Raw genomic sequence first — 19,958 nt, forward strand, 5'->3', positions numbered from 1 at the left:
AAAACTTAGAACAAGGAATAAATAAACGGTGCAAGAGCACTGGAACCACCAAAAACAATCAAGACCCCGATTAAAAGAAGGACGATGATAACCGGCGCCAGCCAAAATTTCTTTCGCTCTTTCATAAAGCGCCATAAATCGCGTAAAAATTCCATTTAGTTCAAGTGTTGCTTCTTCTTTTGCTGAAGAAGGTAATTTGCAATTAATTTATTGGTTTCCGCATTCGGATGCGAATCTCCGCCCAAAGTGTATTTCCCCTGATAGGTAATTACTTTCGACAAATCTATAAACTTAATCTTCTTCTTTGTCAAATAAGATTGAAAAATACGCATTTCCTCCGGAGTGTAAGCTACGTAATTCGGATAGAAAACCAGGTAGAACTTGTCATTCCCGAATTGTTTTTCGTATTCCTTTTTTGTTTCAAGCACCATTTCAGAAACCAGATCAAAATGCGTTTCATTCAATTTCAGGGGCAGATCCGCTTCGAAGTATTTTACAATGTTGGTCTGATATAAGCGTTCATACATTCCTGAGATAAAAGGCCGGCCGTCTTTAAACGATTTATTCCGAACCAGCTTCCCATCCTTCATTTCATAGTAAGGAGCAAGATGAAGCCATTCCGTGTAGCGATGCATTGTTCCGATCGCTCTGTAAATGTGATCCCAGAAGAAAATGTAATATCCGCAACCATCTTTTTCCGCAACCTGTTTTGACAGATCCCGGTATTGAAATTGTGCCAGCATGTGGTTGGTCCCGGTAGCCGAAATACAGAAGTTATACGAATTGGTATTCTTAGATTGCTTCTGGACCTGGTAAGCCAATGTCTGATCATCTTCCAAACCAAATCCAAAACCTATTGAACAACCGAAAAACAAGGCATAATCCGTTTTACTCGAATCGAAGCCAGGTGTAATCCGCTTGCACATATGATCAATCGAATAATGCACATCAAAAACAGTATCGTTATCACCAACTACTTTCACATCGTGGTAAACACTATCCGGGTAATAGGCCGTTCCAACCTGTCGGGCGATGTGATCTTCAGGCAGATCGGGAATATTGAAATCTTTTCTGTAAGCCGAAGGCATCCCCAAGATGAAGAATAAAATTGTTTCCAGGAAGAGAAGAAGAAATACCACCAAAGTCAGATTGGCAAGAATAACACGTTTTCCTTTCAGGAATAAGAGGTAGCATGTTATGAGCAGTAATAAAAGCGACAGGTATTTCCAAAGTCTCAGCCAACCGAAGATCTCATCACCAATCCCGTTCTTAGTTACGTTATAACAAAATAAACTGATCAATGCGAGCAGGAGCACAATAAACGTGCGCTTATTCGATTTGACGAAAGATTTGAATTTAGTAAGCACTTTCATTAATCCATTTTAAATTTCACCATCCATTTCTCCCTGTTTTCCCAATCCTCCTGTTCCGTTTTGGTATAGACAAAGTCACCGATCACCAGGTAGTCCATTTCGGTACTCATAAAACAGCGGAATGCATCAAAAGGAGTGCAAACGATCGGTTCACCGCGCACATTGAAGCTGGTATTAACAACCAAGCCATAAGAAGTTTGTTTTTTAAACTCCCGGATCAGGGCATGGTATCTTGGATTTGTTTCCTTATAAACAGATTGTACGCGTGCAGAGAAGTCCAAATGAGTAATGGATTGTAAATCGCTTCGCTGGTGATACAAACGCTCCCAGAGCGGCAGATCGTTGTAATTATCCGGTAATTTAAGCCTTCTGCTTTCCTTTACCGGCGCAACAACAAGCATGTAAGGGGAGTCGGCCTGTAAATCGAAATATTCGCGCGCATCTTCAGCCAGCACAGAAGGAGCAAAAGGCCTGAAACCTTCGCGGTATTTGATCTTCAGGTTTAGTTTCTTTTGCATTTCAGGATTCCGTGCGTCTCCCAGGATACTTCTGTTTCCCAAAGCACGTGGTCCGAATTCCATTCTTCCCTGGAACCAGCCAACGACATTTCCTTCTGCTAATTTAGAAGCAACAAAAGAGGTCAGATCGTTGAAGTCATCGTATTTGGTGTAACGTGCATTGTTGTGCCTATTCATCGACTGGATTTCCTTCTCGGAATAATCCGGCCCCAAATAAGTTCCGTTCATCTGATCGTACTTGTAATCAATGATCCGTTCTTCTTCGAAATACATGTGAGAAACTGCCAATGCAGCCCCTAAAGCTCCTCCGGCATCACCCGAAGCAGCCTGGATGTAAATCTCTTTGAAAATATTTTCCTCCAGCAACTTGCCATTTGCCACGCAATTCAGCGCAACACCGCCAGCCATGCATAAGTATTCCGAATTAGTAAGCCTCTTTGCTTCTTTGGCCATTTTGATCACGATCTCTTCAGTGACTTTTTGAATGGCGATTGCCAGGTTACAATGTACCTGTTCCAAATCGGCTTCCGCTTCCCTGCGTCCGACTCCAAATAGTTCTTTCCATTTTTGGTCGTGAACCATGCGAAGTCCGGTGGCGTAATTGAAGTATTTTTGATTTAACCAAATAGATCCATCCTCTTTAATATCAACCAGTTCAGATTTTATTTTAGCAATAAATTCTTTTGTCTGATCAGCATGCTCATTCCCGTAAGGAGCGAGACCCATGAGTTTGTATTCCCCGGAATTAACCGTGAATCCCAAATAATAGGTAAAAGCACTGTAAAGTAATCCTGCCGAATGCGGGAATTCCATTTCGCGTAAAAGCTCGATCTTTTCACCTTTTCCAAGTCCGATAGAAGCTGTGCACCATTCACCAACTCCATCAATTGTCAGAATAGCGGATTCCGGGAATGCAGAAGGATAAAAAGCACTTGCTGCATGCGATAAGTGGTGTTCCGGGAAAAGCAAATTCACCTTCCTCTTATCGTACGATCCAACTTCCTTCAATCCTTCATGAATCATTTTCTTCAGGAACATTTTTTCATTGATCCAAACAGGAATTGCTTTCAGAAATGAAAGTAAACCTTTGGGAGAAAAGGAATAGTACGTTTGAAGCAAACGCTCAAATTTCAGGAGTGGTTTATCGTAAAAAACGATGGCATCCAGGTCATCCAATTCAAGTCCGGCTTCTTCCAAACAATATTTTACTGCTTCAACGGGGAAATCGGGAGTGTGTTTATCGCGTGTGAAACGTTCTTCCTGAGCTGCGGCAATGATTCGGCCTCCAATAACCAAGGCGGCAGCCGAATCGTGATAGAAGGCAGAAATCCCTAAGACTTTTTTCATTAGCGCAATTTATTCTGTTTCACTAACGGTAAAACCGATAGTTCATTTTGATGAGGAGCAAAAATAATTCATTAATTGCAGTAAGCAAGAGGAGGGAGATATAATTCATCAAGAATTACGTGTTAATTGCGAATACCCAATTAATTCAAACTAACCCGGGTTAAGAAAATGCTCTGCACGCATAAATATTTTGTATTTTTACAGCAAAAAAAAGCATGGAGTTATTCAGTAAATTGGTTTCCGTCCGTTGGTCTGATTTAGATCCCAACTATCACGTTAGACACAGTGCTTATTACGATTGGGGTGCGCAGCAACGCGTCGAAGTTCTGAACAAACTGGGACTTTCATTAAAAGTCATGCAGGAGAATCATTTTGGTCCGATCTTGTTTCGGGAAGAATGTGTATTCAGAAAAGAAATCCACATGCACGATGAAATAACAATCAACCTGGCAATGAAATCCATTACAGCAGACGGATCGCGCTGGACAATGCAGCATGTACTGACCAATCAAAGAGGGGAGTTGTGTGCTACTATTACTATTGACGGCGCGTGGATCGATACGGAGAAACGCAAATTAGCAAATCCTACACCTGAGGTGATCATTGAAACGATGAAACTCTTTCCTCAATTAGCGGGAGGTTAACTGGAATTACGAGTTCCGAATTTCAAATTCATGTCATTCCGATAGCACCGGAATTCCGTCTTCTTCTCGATATCCCGGGTTTCCAGGACTCGAACTGACAGGCGGAAATATCGAGACAGATATAAATTAGGATTATCGTGCGAAGCCGATCTTCTGTTTCTTTCCTTTGATCTTTTGATCTCTCAATTCGGGAACGACATCCTCAGCAACATCGCTGCTGATTGCAGCAAAAGAACTGTAATCCATTACAGTGATCAAACCGATCTCATCTTGTTTTAATCCGCCCATTTTGTGCAGGAAACCAACAATGTCAATTTTATTCACCTTGTCTTTTTTACCGGCACTAATGTATATGGTTTTCCATTTCGGAGGTTCGGGAAGCGGTTCGTTGTGGATCACTTCATAATCGTGATGTTCAGGAATGAAATCCGGAACGTTTTTCTTTGAATCAAGCAGCATAAAAACCACTCCGTCCGCATCTTGTCGGCCTGTTCTTCCACTCCGGTGAATGAATTCAGCTTCTTTCAGGGGTAACTGGTAATGAATTACATGTTCCACCGCGGGAATATCCAACCCTCTGGCAGCAAGATCCGTAGAGACTAAAAAGTTTGAGCTTCCATTACGAAAGCGGATCAATGCCCTTTCCCGGTCATCCTGTTCCATTCCACCATGATAAGCAACAGCTATAACACCATTTTCCTTTAAAAAATCAGTGATTTCCACAACAGGTTCCCGGTGATTGCAAAATATTATCGTTTTTCCTTCCGGTAAATTACACAGTAATTCGAGTAATAACTCCAATTTATCCGAGTCATTCATCTGCACCCCGAAATAATTGATCTGATGACTCTTTTCGACCAGGAAATCAATTGTTACAGGGTTTTTGATCTGCGTAAATGCAGGTATGGTCTCTAATTTTGTTGCTGAGACGAGGTACTTATTCCGGAGCGATTTTAATTCCTGTATAATTTCGGTCATATCCGACTCAAAACCCATCTGCAGTGACTTATCAAACTCATCCAGAATCAGTGTATGCACTTCAGATAAATCAATATTGCTTCTTCGAACATGATCAGCCAAACGTCCCGGAGTTCCAATCAAAACAGCAGGAGGGACAGAGAGGTTATTTTCCTCCACACGCATTGAGTGTCCGCCGTAGCAGGTATTTACTTTGAATCCGGTACTTAGCTTCTTAAATACATCTTCGATTTGAATAGACAATTCACGCGTTGGTGAGATGATCAATAATTGAACAGTTGTTTGTTCCTTATTCAATTTCTCCAGGGCTGTCAATAAAAAAGCCACCGTTTTACCTGAACCTGTCGGTGCATGCAGAATAATGTCTTTATTCGTTTTGGCAGATTTGAGCATTTCCTGCTGCATCTCATTCAACGTCGTGATGCCAAGCTTTTCGAGAGAGAAAGAGGATTGTGAATTATTCATGACCGTAAAGGTACAAGTTTATCATTGATGACGATAATTCCGGGTTATGATAGTTATCGGTGAACTAAATTTAAACAGGGTCGGCAACAAGTTAATAAAATTGCTAACAACAAGCTTTGATTGTAATCACTTTCTTTCGATCTTCTGATAACTCGTTACAATTCCTTTGATAAGGGCCGAGCTGAATCCGCTGTGTTCCATTTCATTCAGTCCCACGATCGTGCAGCCTTTCGGAGTAGTAACCTTATCGATTTCTTCTTCCGGATGCAAACCGTTCTGAATCAATAGCTGTGCAGCGCCTTTAACTGTCTGACTGACAATTTTATTCGCTGTTTTAGCATCGAAACCAACTTCAATTCCGCCCTGAATCATAGCCCGTATGAAGCGCAGCACATAAGCAATTCCGCAAGCTCCCAAAATAGTTGCCGATTCCATTAACTGTTCATCTATCCAGACCACATCTCTAACCGCATTGAATAACTCGCTTACCCGCGACTTCCTGTTTAGAGGATCAGTTGAAGAACTTAAGGCCGTCATGCTTTCCTGAACATCGGCTGCAGTGTTTGGCATTCCACGGTATAAGGAAATATCATTCATCTTCAGAGCTTCTTTAATCTCACTCAAAGTAATTCCGGTTGCAACACTGATTATCGTGTGTCTTCCCGGATCAAAAGACGTTTTATTTTCTTCGAAGAAAGAGAGGATCGTATACGGTTTCAAAGCGACAATCAAATAATCACACAGAGTAATCACTTCCTGATTATTTGAAGTGAAATGTGTTCTGTCATCGGCCAAAGCTGTTAATTCTGCCAGATTTCTCCGTGTACCATAAAGTTGAGCATCGGGGTATTGCTTGCGTAATCCTTTCAGTAATGACAATCCTAAGTTTCCGCATCCGATGATTCCAATCTTTTTCATTTTAACAATTTGAATGCAAAAGTAAGATTAATCTAACAAGTTGATTTCGATTCTGCTCAGTCAACTTGAAAACACATTCGCTTTTAAAGAGACTTGTCGACTTGTTAAAAAAGCTGGAAATACCATGTGATTAAAAGGAAATACAGGAATATTTTGTATCTTTAAAAAGTCGTTCGTCCGTCAGATGACGGAGTGTAAATGGCAGTCTCATGTTTATACACGGGACAAAACCCATACAGTGAGAATTGTTGACGTCTAACATTTTTTTGCGAACGGGGAGACTTGATTTTTCAATGGCGGGCTGCACCTTTCGAGGTTCACATGACGTGAACGGCAGATTACAAAGAAAAACAGCGAACCAAATCGTGCTTTCTGAGGCGTTCAGAATTTTCAGTCTTAAATGACTGGCGCTGTGTGGGTTTATTTTTTTATTCCAGTTGATTTCGTAACTGTCACGGCATTTCTATTATATCCTGCTTTTTTAGCACATGTGACAATTATCAGATGAAGTTGAGATCTTCGTTTTGTGCAATTGGGATTAGTTCGCAGCTATAATTTGTTTTATTCAGAGCAAATATTTGTCCGAATATTAAATTGAGTTTTAGTTTGTCAGACAATGTTTAATCCAATTCTTAGTTTTTCCCGTAGGTCCGGTAGATCATTGTTTTCTTGTTGGAGCGCTCCGTTACCAATTCCTTGCCGTTGCATCGTATGATTTTGAAGGTTTCGCTGTAAGAAGTGTCTTTTTCATCGTGAACCATAGTTAAAACATTGCCTTTCAATTTCCATTGACCGGAGGTTCTCCGCTGAATCAGAGGCAATCCTTTTTTTCGCCATGCAGGGTCAACGAGGGTGTCATAAATAATGAAGAATCCATTTTTCTTGAAATTCAAAACCACATCCGACGGTTGATTTTGATGATCTGTTTTACGCATGCCTGCATCTTCCGACTTGATCAAAATCCATCTTCCTGTAATGGAGATTTCCCCCTGTTTGGTTGCATTTTTAACCTCTTTGGTTTCCGCCGAACACGATGCGAAAAGTAGTAGGATGAAAAATGGTAAAAAATTAATTGCCGATTGCTTCATTCATTAAATATAAACGAATAATTTAAAGAATCAGAATTAGTTAGGATTTAAAGCGCCTTCCTATAGATTTTACAATGAACGGCACGATGATCTGAGAATGCTGCTGACTGGATCCCAAAATCGTATGCCTGAAGATCACCTGAATGAAAAATATAATCGATCCTTCCGGCAGGTACACGTCCAACATAGGTTACACCGATTCCTGTTGTCGTTTCGCGGTAGGAATCAACGAGATCCGTATTGAACTGGTTGTAGACATACGACATCGGGGTATCGTTGAAATCTCCGCAGACAACAACCGGGTAAGGAGAAGTTTTCATGTGCTCAACAACACGTTCAGCCTGTTCTGCCCGAGCGGGATAAGCAATACGCAGTTTATCGATCAATAAGCGAATAGTTGATTTCTTCCCGCCGGCCTGTTTATTCTTTTCACCGAACAATTCATAATCTTCCTGCTGTAATTTGATCGACTGCAAGTGGATATCATAAAAACGGATGGTATCCGCTCCTTTCACAATATCAGCGTAAATACAGTAATTATCGGTTGTTTTGAAATTCTCAAACATCACATCACCTTTAGCAATGATAGGGTATTTCGACAACATACAAATACCGAAATTCTGCCTGTTGCGAATCCGGTGTGAATACCGTTCGTGATAATATTTGTAATCCATTAAACTAATCAGCGTATCCCGTGTAGAGAAAACAGAAGGCTTGTCCTGGTGGAAAAATTCCTGGAAACAGACCACATCCGGATTAATACGCTGAACGTAGCTTATAATACTGTCGCGCGATTTATTTCTTCCTGTGAGGGACGAATTATAAACATCAAACAAACGCACGTTATAACTCATTACACTCCATGAAGAGACTTCTTGTACAGGTTTCGGATCGGAAAATTGAATAGACAATGTTCTAAAATGCAGGTTTCCACCAAACAGGATCGCAATTAGGATATAGAAGAACCATCTGGATCGAGCAAAGGCCCAATAAACCATCAATACAAGTGCCAGACAAATAAAAATCGGATACATCAGCCCGAAAAAGGGCAGAATGCGAATAGTAGCGGGATGAACATAAGGAGCTAAGTAGGCGAGTAGCAGGCAGCAGATAGCTGTGATAGAAAGAATCTTTATCACCGTTGAAAATCGCGCTATCTTTTTAAACCAACTCAAATCATTTATTACTTTGCGAAAATAGGAAGTCTTTTTCTGCTTTCGTTAAAGACTCGTAACCCGATTTGGATATTTTATCCAAAATCTTATCAATTTTCTGTTGCTTAAGCTTCGCATCCACGTTGTATTCCTCATCTGTTTTAATAACCCGTCCACCTTTCTGAGCTTTCATTTTAGGGCTTCTGTTCTTTCTGTTGGCGAAGAAGCTTAAAATCCGCTGGTGAAGAGATTCCGTCCAATTAATAATATTGGAAGATGAGTGTAAATTCTGTACAGAAAGAAATCCGATCAATGCTCCACCCAAATGTGCAAAATGAGCCGTCCCGTCACTACTTAATGTTTGAGCCAGATCGGCAATCACATAAATCAATGCGATCACGTACAATTTCAGAGGAATAATCCCAAACAGGCTGACCTGGATGTTCGGTCTGTAAACGGCTATTGCAATAAACAAAGCCATGATCGAGCCGGAAGCTCCGATCACCGCCGGATATTGTGTCCCAAACTGGTGAGCGATGACTTCAGCAAGTCCACCTGCAAGTCCACCGACTACATATACGTGCAACATTCTTCTATCGGAAAAGAACTGCCGGAACATGTTTCCTGCAAAATACAGGAAAATCATATTAAAGAGTAAATGCAGCAGACTGAAGTGCGAAAAGATACTTGTGATAAAACCATAGGGTGCAACAGCCAAATCCGATAGATTCGTCTGTAAAGCGAATCCTTTGTCTTTAATAATGTTGAATAGCACTTCCTGCCCCGACATTTTACCAATCAATCCTAGCAGGATAATTAACAGGAATACCACCACGTTAACAAAAATCAGGCGAATGTGCATTCCTCCATTTTTGAATTGAAACTTCAATTCTTCAGATAAGCTTCGATCTTGCATATTAATAAAAGTTTTTACCTGTTCTACGCCAAATTAAAACCAGGATAGCACCCACAATTGCTCCACCTACATGAGCCAAATGGGCTACATTGTCTCCGGCATTACTTTGAAAACTGCTATACACTTCAAGAACAAAATATCCTCCGATCAGCCATTTTGCTTTAATTGGAATAGGAGGGAATAATAACATCAACTCCGTATTCGGAAACAAAATTGCAAAAGCAGCCAGTAAGCCAAAAATGGCTCCCGATGCACCGACCATGGGAACAATGGATTTGACAGCGTAATCAGCCAGGGCATCAAACTGAAGCTGTGTAAGTCCATATCGATGAGCAATTTCCAATAGATTCTGATCTGTGATATTTCCGCCTGTTTCTCTCAGCAAGCCATTCAATGCAGCAATCGCATCCGAATTATGTATAGTATCCTTGAGTTCAAGAATTTGGAAAAAACCCACACCGTTATAAAGTAAGATAGAGCCTAAGGCAGCTGCAACGTAAAGAATGAAATAGCGCTTAGGACCCCAAAGTCGTTCTAAGAAACTCCCGAACATCACTAAAATATACATGTTCATGAAAATGTGGAAGAATCCGCCATGCATGAAAAAATGTGTCACTAATTGATATGGTTCAAAAAGCGGAGTTCCGAAATAATGCGCCCCGAGCAAACTGCCTAAATTGACTCCCTGTCCCTGGTAGTCAAAAAATGCTGTTAATAAAAACAATGCGACATTCAGCAATAATAAATTCTTAGTTACCGGCTGTATACTTCCAAACATAACTTTAAAATAATTGTATTAGTTGTTCATTTGTAATTTGTGCTATAATGCGTTTCCCGGAAGGAGAAAAAGTATGTTCATCTGCTTCAAATAAACGAGATATAAAGTCAGAAATTGCCTCCTGGTTACTCTGCAGTTTGAAAGACATACTTCCACCGAAAGCAATTTGAGATAAAACAGTGTGTGCAATCTCTCCTTTATCCAAAGTTCCCATCTGTAATTGTTCCAAAATCTTGTCCACACAGGATAAAACCGTTGATTCATCCAGGATCTGCGGAATACCGTCGATATGTAATTCCTGTTCCGCCCAGGACCAGTTGAAGCCGATTCGCGAAAGTGTTTTTTCGTGCTCGTTCCATGCCAATTGTTCCTGTTTGGTCATTTGTTTCTCCATAGGAAAAATCAACTGCTGCGATGCAAGCGGATTTACAAAGAAACCACGCATAAGGTCGTCATACAACATGCGTTCGTAAGCTCTTCGGTAATGAATAACAAGCAAACCTTCGGGTACTGAGCCAACAACAAAAGAACCTTTTAAGATGAACGGACCTATCGATCTCAAAGTCTCCACATCCAATTGCACCTGTTGCGGTTTTTCCTCGTTCCATCCTGTATTTACCCGGTTGGATTCATCGTTCACAGATTCCGTATTCCACAACTCATCCAAACTTGCAGATTGAAATTGTGAACCGAATCCTGCATTATTCAATGCATTTGAAAAGGCCTTGTCTTTTGTTCCGGATGTCCCGTTTGAAGCTGAATTCCCACTGGAAAACTGTCCTTCACGCGTATTGTGTACATGAAAAGGATTGTATGTTTTATCCACACGAATTTCCGGTGCAACAGGAGTCTGATTAATCATTGACATCGGAAGGTCAAATTCACTTTCGCGATCAAAATCCAATGTAGGCGTGATGTTGAACTTCCCTAATCCCAATCGGACCGCGCTCCTGATAATACTGTAAATCGCCTTATCCTCCTCAAATTTAATTTCCGTTTTGGTAGGATGAACATTCACATCAATTTGTTTCGGATCCACTTCCAGGAACAAAAAGTATCCCGGGAATAATTTCGAAGGGAGCAGGTGTTCAAATGCTGCAGAAATGGCATGATTAAAATAAGTGTCCTTGAAAAAGCGATTGTTTACAAACAGGAATTGTTCTCCGCGTGATTTTTTCGCTACTTCCGGTTTTCCTACAAAACCATCCAGTGCCACAATATCGGTTTGTTCCGTAACCGGAACTAAATGATCATTGAATTTCTTGCCGAAAACATCGACAATGCGCTTTCTGAGCGGTCCGGGAGCCAAATGGTAAATTTCCTGATCGTTGTGAACCAGGCGGAAAGCGATATCGTGATGGGGGAGAACTACCCGTTCAAACTCATCTATAATATGTTTAAACTCGACATTATCTGATTTCAGGAAATTGCGCCGGGCAGGAACATTAAAGAATAAATTCCTGATTTCGAAATTACATCCTACAGGACATTGGATCGGCTCCTGGTTAATTACTTCTGTTCCTTCGATTAGAATCTTTGTTCCCAATTCATCGGTTGCCCGCTTGGTTTGAAGCGTTACGTGTGCAATTGCAGCAATTGAGGCAAGCGCTTCACCTCTGAATCCTTTTGTTTTTAATGCAAACAAGTCATCTGCACATGCAATTTTACTGGTGGCGTGTCTTTCAAAACACATCCGTGCATCCAAGGACGACATTCCTTTACCGTTATCCACGATCTGGATCAGTGTACGGCCCGCATCCTTAATATGAAGTTCTATTTTTGTTGCGCCTGCGTCGATACTATTCTCCACAAGTTCCTTTACAACAGAAGCCGGTCTTTGAACAACTTCACCAGCTGCAATTTGATTAGCTACGTGATCCGGAAGTAAACGAATAATGTCTGACATGAAGGTTCAATTTATGCAATACCAACAAAATTAAGATAATCTCTTAGTTTTATCCGTGTCTTTTTAACAATTCTCGTTCCACTTTTTTCCATCTGACAGCATGTCAGGTTTATTTAACCACGAAGAGTGAACGCTTACGCAGTTAGCTTCAGCGAAGGAGCAAAGATCGTAAAAAGTTCCAAGATAAACTTAGCGTTCTCTGCGCCTTTGCGGTGAAATATTTACGTAATTTTGTTATATGAACAGAAAGACATTTCGCAAAGCCCCTTTCATTCTTTTCCTAGTTGCCGGATCAGGATTGATTACTTCAGCTCTTTTAAAAAAGCCTGCCCATCAATCGGTAAAAAAGCACAAAACAACTATTGTGTCTGATGAAGATCAATGGATTACAGCTGAACTTGCAAAACTTTCGATGCAGGAACGCATTGCGCAATCCTTCATGGTCGCATGCTGGTCAAACAAAGGTAAAGATCATTTAGCCGAAACAGAATCCCTTGTACGGAATCAAAAGATCGGCGGACTGATCTTCTTCCAGGGTGAACGCGACAATCTGCAGGAGGCCATACAGCAGATGCAATCAGCTGCGAAAGTCCCTTTATTAATCGGCATGGATGCTGAGTGGGGAACAGCTATGCGTCTTTCCGGAGAGCCACGTTTTCCTTATCAACAGACAATCGGAGCAGCAAATGATTTAAAACTGACAGAACGGATCGGATATCACATGGGAATAGAATGTGACCTGCTTGGAATTCATATGAATTTCTCACCGGTTGCCGATGTGAACCTCAATTCGCAAAACCCCGTGATCGGATTCAGGGCTTTTGGTTCCGACCCGCAACAGGTATCAAAACAAACGGCTGCCATGGTGAAAGGAATTGAAGATGCCGGAGTCATTTCCTGTGTAAAGCATTTTCCCGGACACGGTGATACGGACAAAGATTCCCACAAAGAACTCCCGACTGTTTCTCACAGCATCAGTGAATTTGAAAATAAAGATTTTCTTCCCTTCAAAAGCGGAATTGAAGCAGGAACCCGTTCGGTCATGGTTGCCCATTTAAATGTTCCTTCGCTGGACCCGAGCGGCACACCAAGCAGCTTATCCAAGGTAGTTATAGAAAGCTATTTACGCAAGAAGCTTGGATTCAAAGGCCTGGTTATTTCCGATGCTTTGAACATGAAAGCGGTTTCTGATAAATACGGCAAATCAGAAGTTGTGGCAAAGGCATATTTTGCAGGATGTGATATTTTATTATTTCCCGAAAACGTTCAGGATGCAATCAAATTGATCTACAGTAAAGTAGAAAGCGGCGAGTTGAGCAAAGAAGAAGTGAACGAACATTGCAAAAGAATTTTAAGAGCAAAATACCAGGCAATTGTCCATAAACCCATGATTAAGCGCAAAGATCCGGCTCCGGAACGCAAACTGATCATTAACCAGGTTTATGAAAAAGCCTTGCTGTGTTTGAGAAACGAAGACAACAACCTGCCTATAGACAAATTGGATAAGGAGATCATCCGGATCGCAGTAGGCACACATACGGCTTCTTTCAGAGATCGTTTAAATGACTATGCTAAAATAACTCACTATAAATACTTTACACCGGAAGAAGCAGTCCGCAGATTAAAATCCGTCAAATTGAACCCGGATGCCATTTATATTTTGGATTTCCATTCCGACGGTCAACGTGCACGCAATAACTACGGTTTCGGAGAATGGAAACAAGTACTCGACCTGCTTCCTGAAAATGCACAGGCAAGTGTGGCTCTATTCGGGAATCCATTGACATTTCAAAAAGCACAGGAGTTTCCCAAGGCAGTAAAATCAATCCTGTGTGCATATGAGAACACCGCTGCAGCGCAGGAACGCACGGCACAGGCAATCATGGGTGCATTCGACATCGACGGAAAGCTGGCAACAGACATCAGCAGTTCATGGAAAAACGGGTTTGGAATTCATGTAAAGAATAACGGAAGACTGAAATATTCTCAACCCGAAGAATTGGGATTAAATCCCGAAAAACTGAAAGAAGTAGATGAGATCGTAGCTAAAGCCATTGAAGCAAAAGCATTCCCTGGCTGTCAGATCGTTGTGGCGATCGACGGAAAAATTGTCATTCAGAAATCGTACGGAACAACCATCTATGAAAACGGTGACAGCATTACGAACAATCATATTTACGACATTGCTTCCATTACCAAGATCGCTTCATCGACAACTGCACTGATGCGTTTGAAAACACTCAATAAATTCGATGAAAAAATGAGTCTGAACCAGTTGGTGCCGGAATACGTGAAAGAAACACCTTATGCCGACCTGAAAGCAATTGATCTCCTGACACATCAGGCCGGTTTAACTCCATGGATTGCCTTCTATAAGCGAACAATGGAAAACGGAGAGTTGAATAAGAATATCTACGGTTCAACGAATAAAGGAGTTTATAGCAGAGCAGTAGCCGATAACATCTTCATCAAAGACGATTATTGGAAAACCATGCTGAAGATTATTGTCGAGACACCATTGACGGGTAAAAAGTCTTACGAATATTCCGATCTGAGCTATTACTTTTTCAATAAATACATTGAGCTTAGCAGTGGAATGGGACAGGATGAATTCGTTGAAAAAGAGATTTACCGGCCTTTGGGATTACAAACTATGACCTATTTGCCATTGAAAAAATTCAATAAGAAACGAATCGTTCCTACCGAATACGACAAAGAATTCCGCAAGCAGCTGATCCATGGATATGTGCATGATCCGGGAGCAGCCATGATGGGTGGAGTAGCAGGCCATGCAGGATTGTTCTCCAACGCAACAGATTTGGCGGCTTTGATGCAGTTTTTATTGAATAAAGGCCAGATAGGAGACCAATCGATTATCAAAAAAGAAATTGTAGATCAGTTTACGGCGTGCCAATTTTGCCCCGGAAACAGAAGAGGAATTGGTTTTGACAAACCGACAGTAAGTTTAAAAAACGGTCCGACTTGTGATTTGGTTTCCCCTTCAACCTTCGGTCATTCCGGGTTTACAGGAACAATCACATGGGCAGACCCCGTAAATAAGGTGAATTTCGTGTTCTTATCGAACCGTGTTTACCCCGACGCAGACAATTGGAGAATAACAAAGATGAGCGTGCGCACAGAGATTCAGCGAGTAATCTACGAAGCACTTTTAGAAGCACGCCAGAACTAACACAGACAAACATGAAAATCGGAATCGTATTGTATCCCACATTTGGCGGGAGTGGTGTAGTAGCCACAGAACTGGGCAAAGCCTTAGCTCAAAAAGGACATCTGGTCCACTTTATTACTTATTCGCAACCTGTCCGTTTGGGTAGTTTCCGCGAAAACATTTTTTACCACGAAGTACAGCTTTCGGATTACCCGCTTTTTGAATATCAGCCCTACGAAACAGAATTGGCCAGTAAAGTAGTGGATGTAGTGAAATACGAAGGTTTAGACCTACTGCATGTACATTATGCCATTCCGCACGCCTCTGCCGCATTCATGGCGCAACAGATCCTGAAAGCCCAGGGAATCAATATTCCGTTTATTACAACACTCCACGGTACCGACATTACTCTTGTCGGGAAAGACCCTTCTTTCGAGCCTGTTATTTCTTTCTGTATCAATGCCTCCGATGCGGTTACCGCGGTTTCGGAAAGCTTAATGAAAGATACCTATACCCATTTCGAAACAAAGCGCAAGATACACGTCATTCCGAATTTCATTCAACCGAAAGACGAATTACCGGTAATCAATATGGAAAAGCGCAGACATTATGCGAAAGACAACGAATTAATCTTGTGTCACATTTCAAATTTCCGTCCGGTAAAACGCATTTCCGATGTTGTGCGTATTTTCCAGAAGGTACAGGAGAAACTTCCTGCGAAATTATTATTGGCAGGTGACGGGCCTGACCGGGCAATCGTAGAGCGTTTGGCACGTGACTTAGGGATTTGTCAGAATATCATCTTTATTGGAAAAGTACGTGAAACCGGTCCGATCCTGGAATTAAGCGATTTATTCCTTTTGCCGTCCGAAACGGAAAGCTTTGGTTTGGCAGCCTTGGAAGCAATGGCAGAAGGAGTTCCGGTAGTTTCTTCCAATACAGGTGGAATACCAGAGGTGAATATTGATGCCTATTCTGGATTTACATCCAATGTTGGGGATGTTGACGCGATGGCAATTGATGCGATCCGAATATTAGAGAACAAAGAAACGCATCAGATCTTCCGTAAGAACGCATTGGCTCAGGCAAAGAAATTTGACCTGTCGAAAGTACTTCCTTTGTATGAAGATTTGTATGAATCGGTTCTGAAAGGGCAGGCGGATACGGTAAAGGCTTAGTTCTCAAATGGTCATCGTTTATTTTTTTAACGCGGAGAAGCAACGCTTACGCTGATCGCGTGTCGCCAATAGCTTATGCTTACGCCAGAGCTTCAGCATAGGCGCATAGCGATGGCACAAAGAGTGCAAAGGATGCAAGTCTTGCTGTATTTTTTAAGTCATTTATTTCATTGATAATCGTCAGTTTGCTTTGCAGGCTGGCGTTTTTTTCTTACTCAAGCTACAAATACATTCATCAATATCGTGAAAACCTATGACTTTCATTTGAATGTTAAGACACTATTAATTTAAGCACCAGGACGAAATATTTCCGTCCATTAGTTTGTTCCATATCAATTAAATAAATATCTTAGATTTCCGCTAGAGAAAATAAAACGGGTGTTTCATATCGCAGATATCAAGTTATTCATTATTTTCACTGGTACGTACTCCCCATAAGCATAAGGTTACTTCTGCCTTTTTTACTATTGCGGATCTCCGAAACGATCCGGAAATAAGGTTTCGGAAGGAAGACACGCTATACTTATGAAAACGATTTTTGACCACAAAACACGTATTGAGTTGATCAATAGGATCAATAACCTGGATGAGCATGCACAGGCTCAATGGGGTAAAATGAATCTTTACCAGATGCTCATGCATTGCACTACCTGGGAGCATTGGATGCAGGGCAAAGGAAATCATCAGTATAAGCAGGAATTTATCGGGAAGATCTTTGGTAAAATTGGCCTGAGACGCATGATCAAAGATGATAAACCGATCGACAAAGGTGTTCCTACTTCCACACAATTTAAGATCAAGGAAACAAGCGGAGATATTATTGAAAAGAAAAAGGAATGGATTCAACTTATCGAATCCTGGGAAAACTACTCAAATCCGGCATTTATCCATGATTTCTTTGGAAAAATGACAAAAGAACAGGTTGGTTTGTTAGCCTATAAGCACTCAGATCATCATTTAAGGCAATTTAATTCATGAAGTTATGAAAAAGTACGCTACCCTTTTTTCAGTCTTGATGATATCAACATCATCCTTTTTGTTTAGTCAAACAAGAAAAGAGACAACTGTCAAACTGGAATGGCAGGAGCAAGGCTTCCTGCATTTTTACACCAGCGAGTATTCCGTTTATGTGAGTAAACCTGATTTCCTGGATTTTCAAAATGAATTATTGATCGGGCTTTTCGACGAGTTTGCTCAGAAAAACGACTCGATCAATCTCCAGGATCCTTTTTCGATCTTTAAAACAGATCATCAGAATCTTCTCTGGAGTCAGCTGATGGAATGTGCAGCCGATGGCCACATGCTTATTCTGCCGAATGATTCCAAAAAGAAATTGAAAAACGTGTTGATCATTGATGATACCCGTCTCCGGGGAAGTGCGGGAACCATTTGGGAATGCCGCGATCCGAGAACGAACCATGTCATTTTTGCTCACAATGTGGCACTTGCCGGCAGCCCGGATTTTTAAGTCATACGACATAGAAGACTCATCTGGAAACAGATCCTGGCAGCTATCCGGAATGGATGGATACAAAATCTTTTGTCTTCAAACAAAGGGATGGGAAGCTTTTGATGTACTGGAACAGTCCGATTTTTACTGGAAATATCGAGTATTTTGCCCCTTACAGACGGGCACGGAGGAACGAAGATGAATGATTTTTCCTAGTTCCTCATTAAATCTACGTAATTCGCGGGAAGTACAAAAAATGATAAATTCCGTCAACTAAACCATTCTCCTATAACTGCTATTTGCTCAATTCTTGCTAACTTGCGCGCTCTTAACTGAAGCGATGAGAGGAATCAACCCTAAACAACACTACGATGTTGTCATAATTGGTGGCGGAATTAGTGGATTAACCTCTGCAGCCCTTTTTAGTAAAGCCGGAATTTCGTGTTGTGTAATTGAAATGGACAACCGTCCGGGGGGCTACCTGGCCGGATTTCGTCGTCATGATTTCCGTTTCGATTCTGCCATTCACTGGCTAAACAATTGCGGACCTAACGGACTGGTTACCAAAATCTTCAAGATCATCGGAGATGATTACCCGAAATGTAAAGATCAAAAGAATATTCGTCGCTTTGTAAGTGATGATTTCGATTACATGGTAACCAATAACCCGGACGAACTGAAGGAACAATGGATCAAAGAATTCCCGCATGAGGAAAAAGGAATCATCCGCTTTTTCAGGGATGCAAAACGAATCGGGAAATCATTCGATAGATACGCTAAGCTGAGCCGGACAATGAACTCCATGACATGGTACGAATACCCGATTCATGGTTTGAAAATGCTGGGCTTTGCGCTGCCGTTTATTCCTCACGTGCGCTTTACGGGTGAAGAAAAGTTGAAAACAGGTTTAAACCGTTACTTTACCGACGAAAAGCTGCACCGTGTGTTTTGTTCCGAACCGGATGTGCTTTCCTGTTTGATACCGATCTCATGGGCCTACATCAAGGATTTCCAGCTTCCGCCCGACGGAGGAAGTCAGAGTTTTCCGGAATGGCTTATGTATGCCACAGAACAAATGGGCGGGGAGATCTTCTTCAAATCCAAGGTAAGTGAAGTTTTGGTGGAAGATAATGTAGCAAAAGGTGTAAAATTCGATCACCGGGGAACCGAACATACTATTTCAGCTAAATATGTGGTAGCTGCCTGCGACGCAGAAACCCTCTTCGAAAAAATGCTTCCTCAAAAATCCGTTCCGGATAAAATGAAAGACCGCCTGAAAGGAGCTCCTTTATATGCTTCCGCAATTACGATCGCTCTTGGAATCGATTGTCCGGCTGAAGAACTTGGATTGGGCGAAGAGATCATATTCCTGGCAGACACCTCTGTTTCCCGGGATGATTTGGGGCAGGGAGATCCGCATTTGAGCGGGATCCATATTTTGGCCTCAACTGTTCGCGACAAATCACTCGCTTTACCTGAACACGGAACAATCACCTTATTCATTCCGGCCTGGATGGAAAATAATAATTTTTGGGGCTGTGAGGTCGATGAGAACGGAGATTACGTTCGCGGGGAAGAATACAACCGTATCAAGGATGAATATGCAACTATTTTGATCGACCGGGTAGAAGAGAAATTGATTCCAAATCTGCGTAAACATATATTATACTGCGATGTCGCTACTCCGATCACACATTTCCGCTATACCGGCAATAAGAATGGAACAATGATGGCGCAGAAACCCGGAAAAGAAAATTACCAGGGAAGGGTAGCATCTTATATTACACCGGTAGAAAACCTGTTCCTGAGCGGTCATTGGGCTGATCTTGGAGGAGGAATCCCCATTGCCATCAAATCATCAATCAACACCACTTTACTGGTCTTGAAGAAAGAGGATAAAAAGCGCTTCAAACTGCTTGCACGCTATATGGATGGCAGAATTGGCACTGATCAGCTGAGAACTTCCGATTTACTGGTTAAATATGATAATTCCTGGATCAAAGATCCGACTCCGGCACAAAAGAAAGTAAAACGCAGGGAAGAGGGGTTGAGCAGTGATTTGACAGTGTAAAAATA

Annotated in this window: 16 protein-coding genes; 6 read left to right on the forward strand and 10 right to left on the reverse strand. The window is 41.6% G+C overall.

Going from position 1 to position 19,958, the window contains the following annotated elements; genetic code table 11:
• Window positions 1-5: 5 nt before the first annotated feature.
• From K0S23_RS02685 to K0S23_RS02695, 3 genes are read right to left on the reverse strand one after another with little or no spacing between them, the layout of a single operon-like run.
• Window positions 6-155, reverse strand: coding sequence for a DUF5989 family protein (locus K0S23_RS02685; RefSeq protein ID WP_300353862.1), 150 nt, complete (start codon window positions 153-155; stop codon window positions 6-8).
• Window positions 156-1,373 carry a hypothetical protein gene (locus K0S23_RS02690; protein ID WP_300353864.1) on the reverse strand — a complete coding sequence of 406 codons (1,218 nt, stop codon included), beginning with the start codon at window positions 1,371-1,373 and terminating at the stop codon, window positions 156-158.
• Window positions 1,373-3,238 carry a carbamoyltransferase gene (locus K0S23_RS02695; RefSeq protein WP_300353866.1) on the reverse strand — a complete coding sequence of 622 codons (1,866 nt, stop codon included), beginning with the start codon at window positions 3,236-3,238 and terminating at the stop codon, window positions 1,373-1,375. Before K0S23_RS02695 ends, K0S23_RS02690 begins: the two co-directional genes overlap by 1 nt.
• A 215-nt stretch (window positions 3,239-3,453) precedes the next feature.
• Here K0S23_RS02695 and K0S23_RS02700 point away from each other — a divergent pair, with 215 nt between their 5' ends.
• Window positions 3,454-3,882, forward strand: a complete 429-nt coding sequence (locus tag K0S23_RS02700; RefSeq protein ID WP_300353868.1) for a thioesterase family protein — start codon at window positions 3,454-3,456, stop codon at window positions 3,880-3,882.
• Window positions 3,883-4,014: 132 nt separating this feature from the next.
• On the opposite strand, the gene K0S23_RS02705 is transcribed toward K0S23_RS02700, so the two are convergent.
• From K0S23_RS02705 to mutL, 7 genes are all read right to left on the reverse strand, one after another.
• On the reverse strand, window positions 4,015-5,325 hold the full coding sequence (locus K0S23_RS02705; protein WP_300353871.1) for a DEAD/DEAH box helicase: 1,311 nt from the start codon (window positions 5,323-5,325) through the stop codon (window positions 4,015-4,017).
• A 126-nt stretch (window positions 5,326-5,451) separates the two neighbouring features.
• A complete protein-coding gene (proC, locus tag K0S23_RS02710) occupies window positions 5,452-6,243 on the reverse strand; it encodes a pyrroline-5-carboxylate reductase (protein ID WP_300353874.1) in 792 nt (263 codons plus the stop codon).
• A 632-nt stretch (window positions 6,244-6,875) separates the two neighbouring features.
• On the reverse strand, window positions 6,876-7,331 hold the full coding sequence (locus K0S23_RS02715) for a lipocalin family protein (protein WP_300353877.1): 456 nt from the start codon (window positions 7,329-7,331) through the stop codon (window positions 6,876-6,878).
• A gap of 47 nt (window positions 7,332-7,378) precedes the next feature.
• Entirely contained in the window at window positions 7,379-8,470 is a 1,092-nt protein-coding gene (locus K0S23_RS02720) for an endonuclease/exonuclease/phosphatase family protein (protein ID WP_300353880.1), read from the reverse strand.
• A 37-nt stretch (window positions 8,471-8,507) separates the two neighbouring features.
• Entirely contained in the window at window positions 8,508-9,401 is an 894-nt protein-coding gene (locus K0S23_RS02725) for a rhomboid family intramembrane serine protease (protein WP_300353882.1), read from the reverse strand.
• Window position 9,402: 1 nt separating this feature from the next.
• A complete protein-coding gene (locus K0S23_RS02730; protein WP_300353884.1) occupies window positions 9,403-10,179 on the reverse strand; it encodes a rhomboid family intramembrane serine protease in 777 nt (258 codons plus the stop codon).
• 4 nt (window positions 10,180-10,183) lie between these two features.
• On the reverse strand, window positions 10,184-12,085 hold the full coding sequence (gene mutL, locus K0S23_RS02735; RefSeq protein WP_300353887.1) for a DNA mismatch repair endonuclease MutL: 1,902 nt from the start codon (window positions 12,083-12,085) through the stop codon (window positions 10,184-10,186).
• A gap of 238 nt (window positions 12,086-12,323) precedes the next feature.
• On the opposite strand from mutL, the gene K0S23_RS02740 reads away from it, so the two are divergent.
• From K0S23_RS02740 to K0S23_RS02760, 5 genes are all read left to right on the forward strand, one after another.
• On the forward strand, window positions 12,324-15,275 hold the full coding sequence (locus K0S23_RS02740) for a glycoside hydrolase family 3 N-terminal domain-containing protein (RefSeq protein ID WP_300353891.1): 2,952 nt from the start codon (window positions 12,324-12,326) through the stop codon (window positions 15,273-15,275).
• A gap of 11 nt (window positions 15,276-15,286) precedes the next feature.
• A complete protein-coding gene (gene bshA / locus K0S23_RS02745; RefSeq protein WP_300353894.1) occupies window positions 15,287-16,432 on the forward strand; it encodes an N-acetyl-alpha-D-glucosaminyl L-malate synthase BshA in 1,146 nt (381 codons plus the stop codon).
• A 525-nt stretch (window positions 16,433-16,957) separates the two neighbouring features.
• Window positions 16,958-17,410 (forward strand): DinB family protein, encoded by a 453-nt coding sequence (locus K0S23_RS02750; protein ID WP_300353895.1) that lies wholly within the window; start codon window positions 16,958-16,960, stop codon window positions 17,408-17,410.
• A gap of 4 nt (window positions 17,411-17,414) precedes the next feature.
• Window positions 17,415-17,900, forward strand: a complete 486-nt coding sequence (locus K0S23_RS02755; RefSeq protein WP_300353898.1) for a hypothetical protein — start codon at window positions 17,415-17,417, stop codon at window positions 17,898-17,900.
• A gap of 322 nt (window positions 17,901-18,222) precedes the next feature.
• Window positions 18,223-19,953 (forward strand): NAD(P)/FAD-dependent oxidoreductase, encoded by a 1,731-nt coding sequence (locus tag K0S23_RS02760; RefSeq protein ID WP_300353901.1) that lies wholly within the window; start codon window positions 18,223-18,225, stop codon window positions 19,951-19,953.
• The last annotated feature ends 5 nt before the right edge of the window (window positions 19,954-19,958 follow it).

Source organism: Fluviicola sp. (assembly GCF_029266855.1).
GTDB lineage: Bacteria > Bacteroidota > Bacteroidia > Flavobacteriales_D > Crocinitomicaceae > Fluviicola.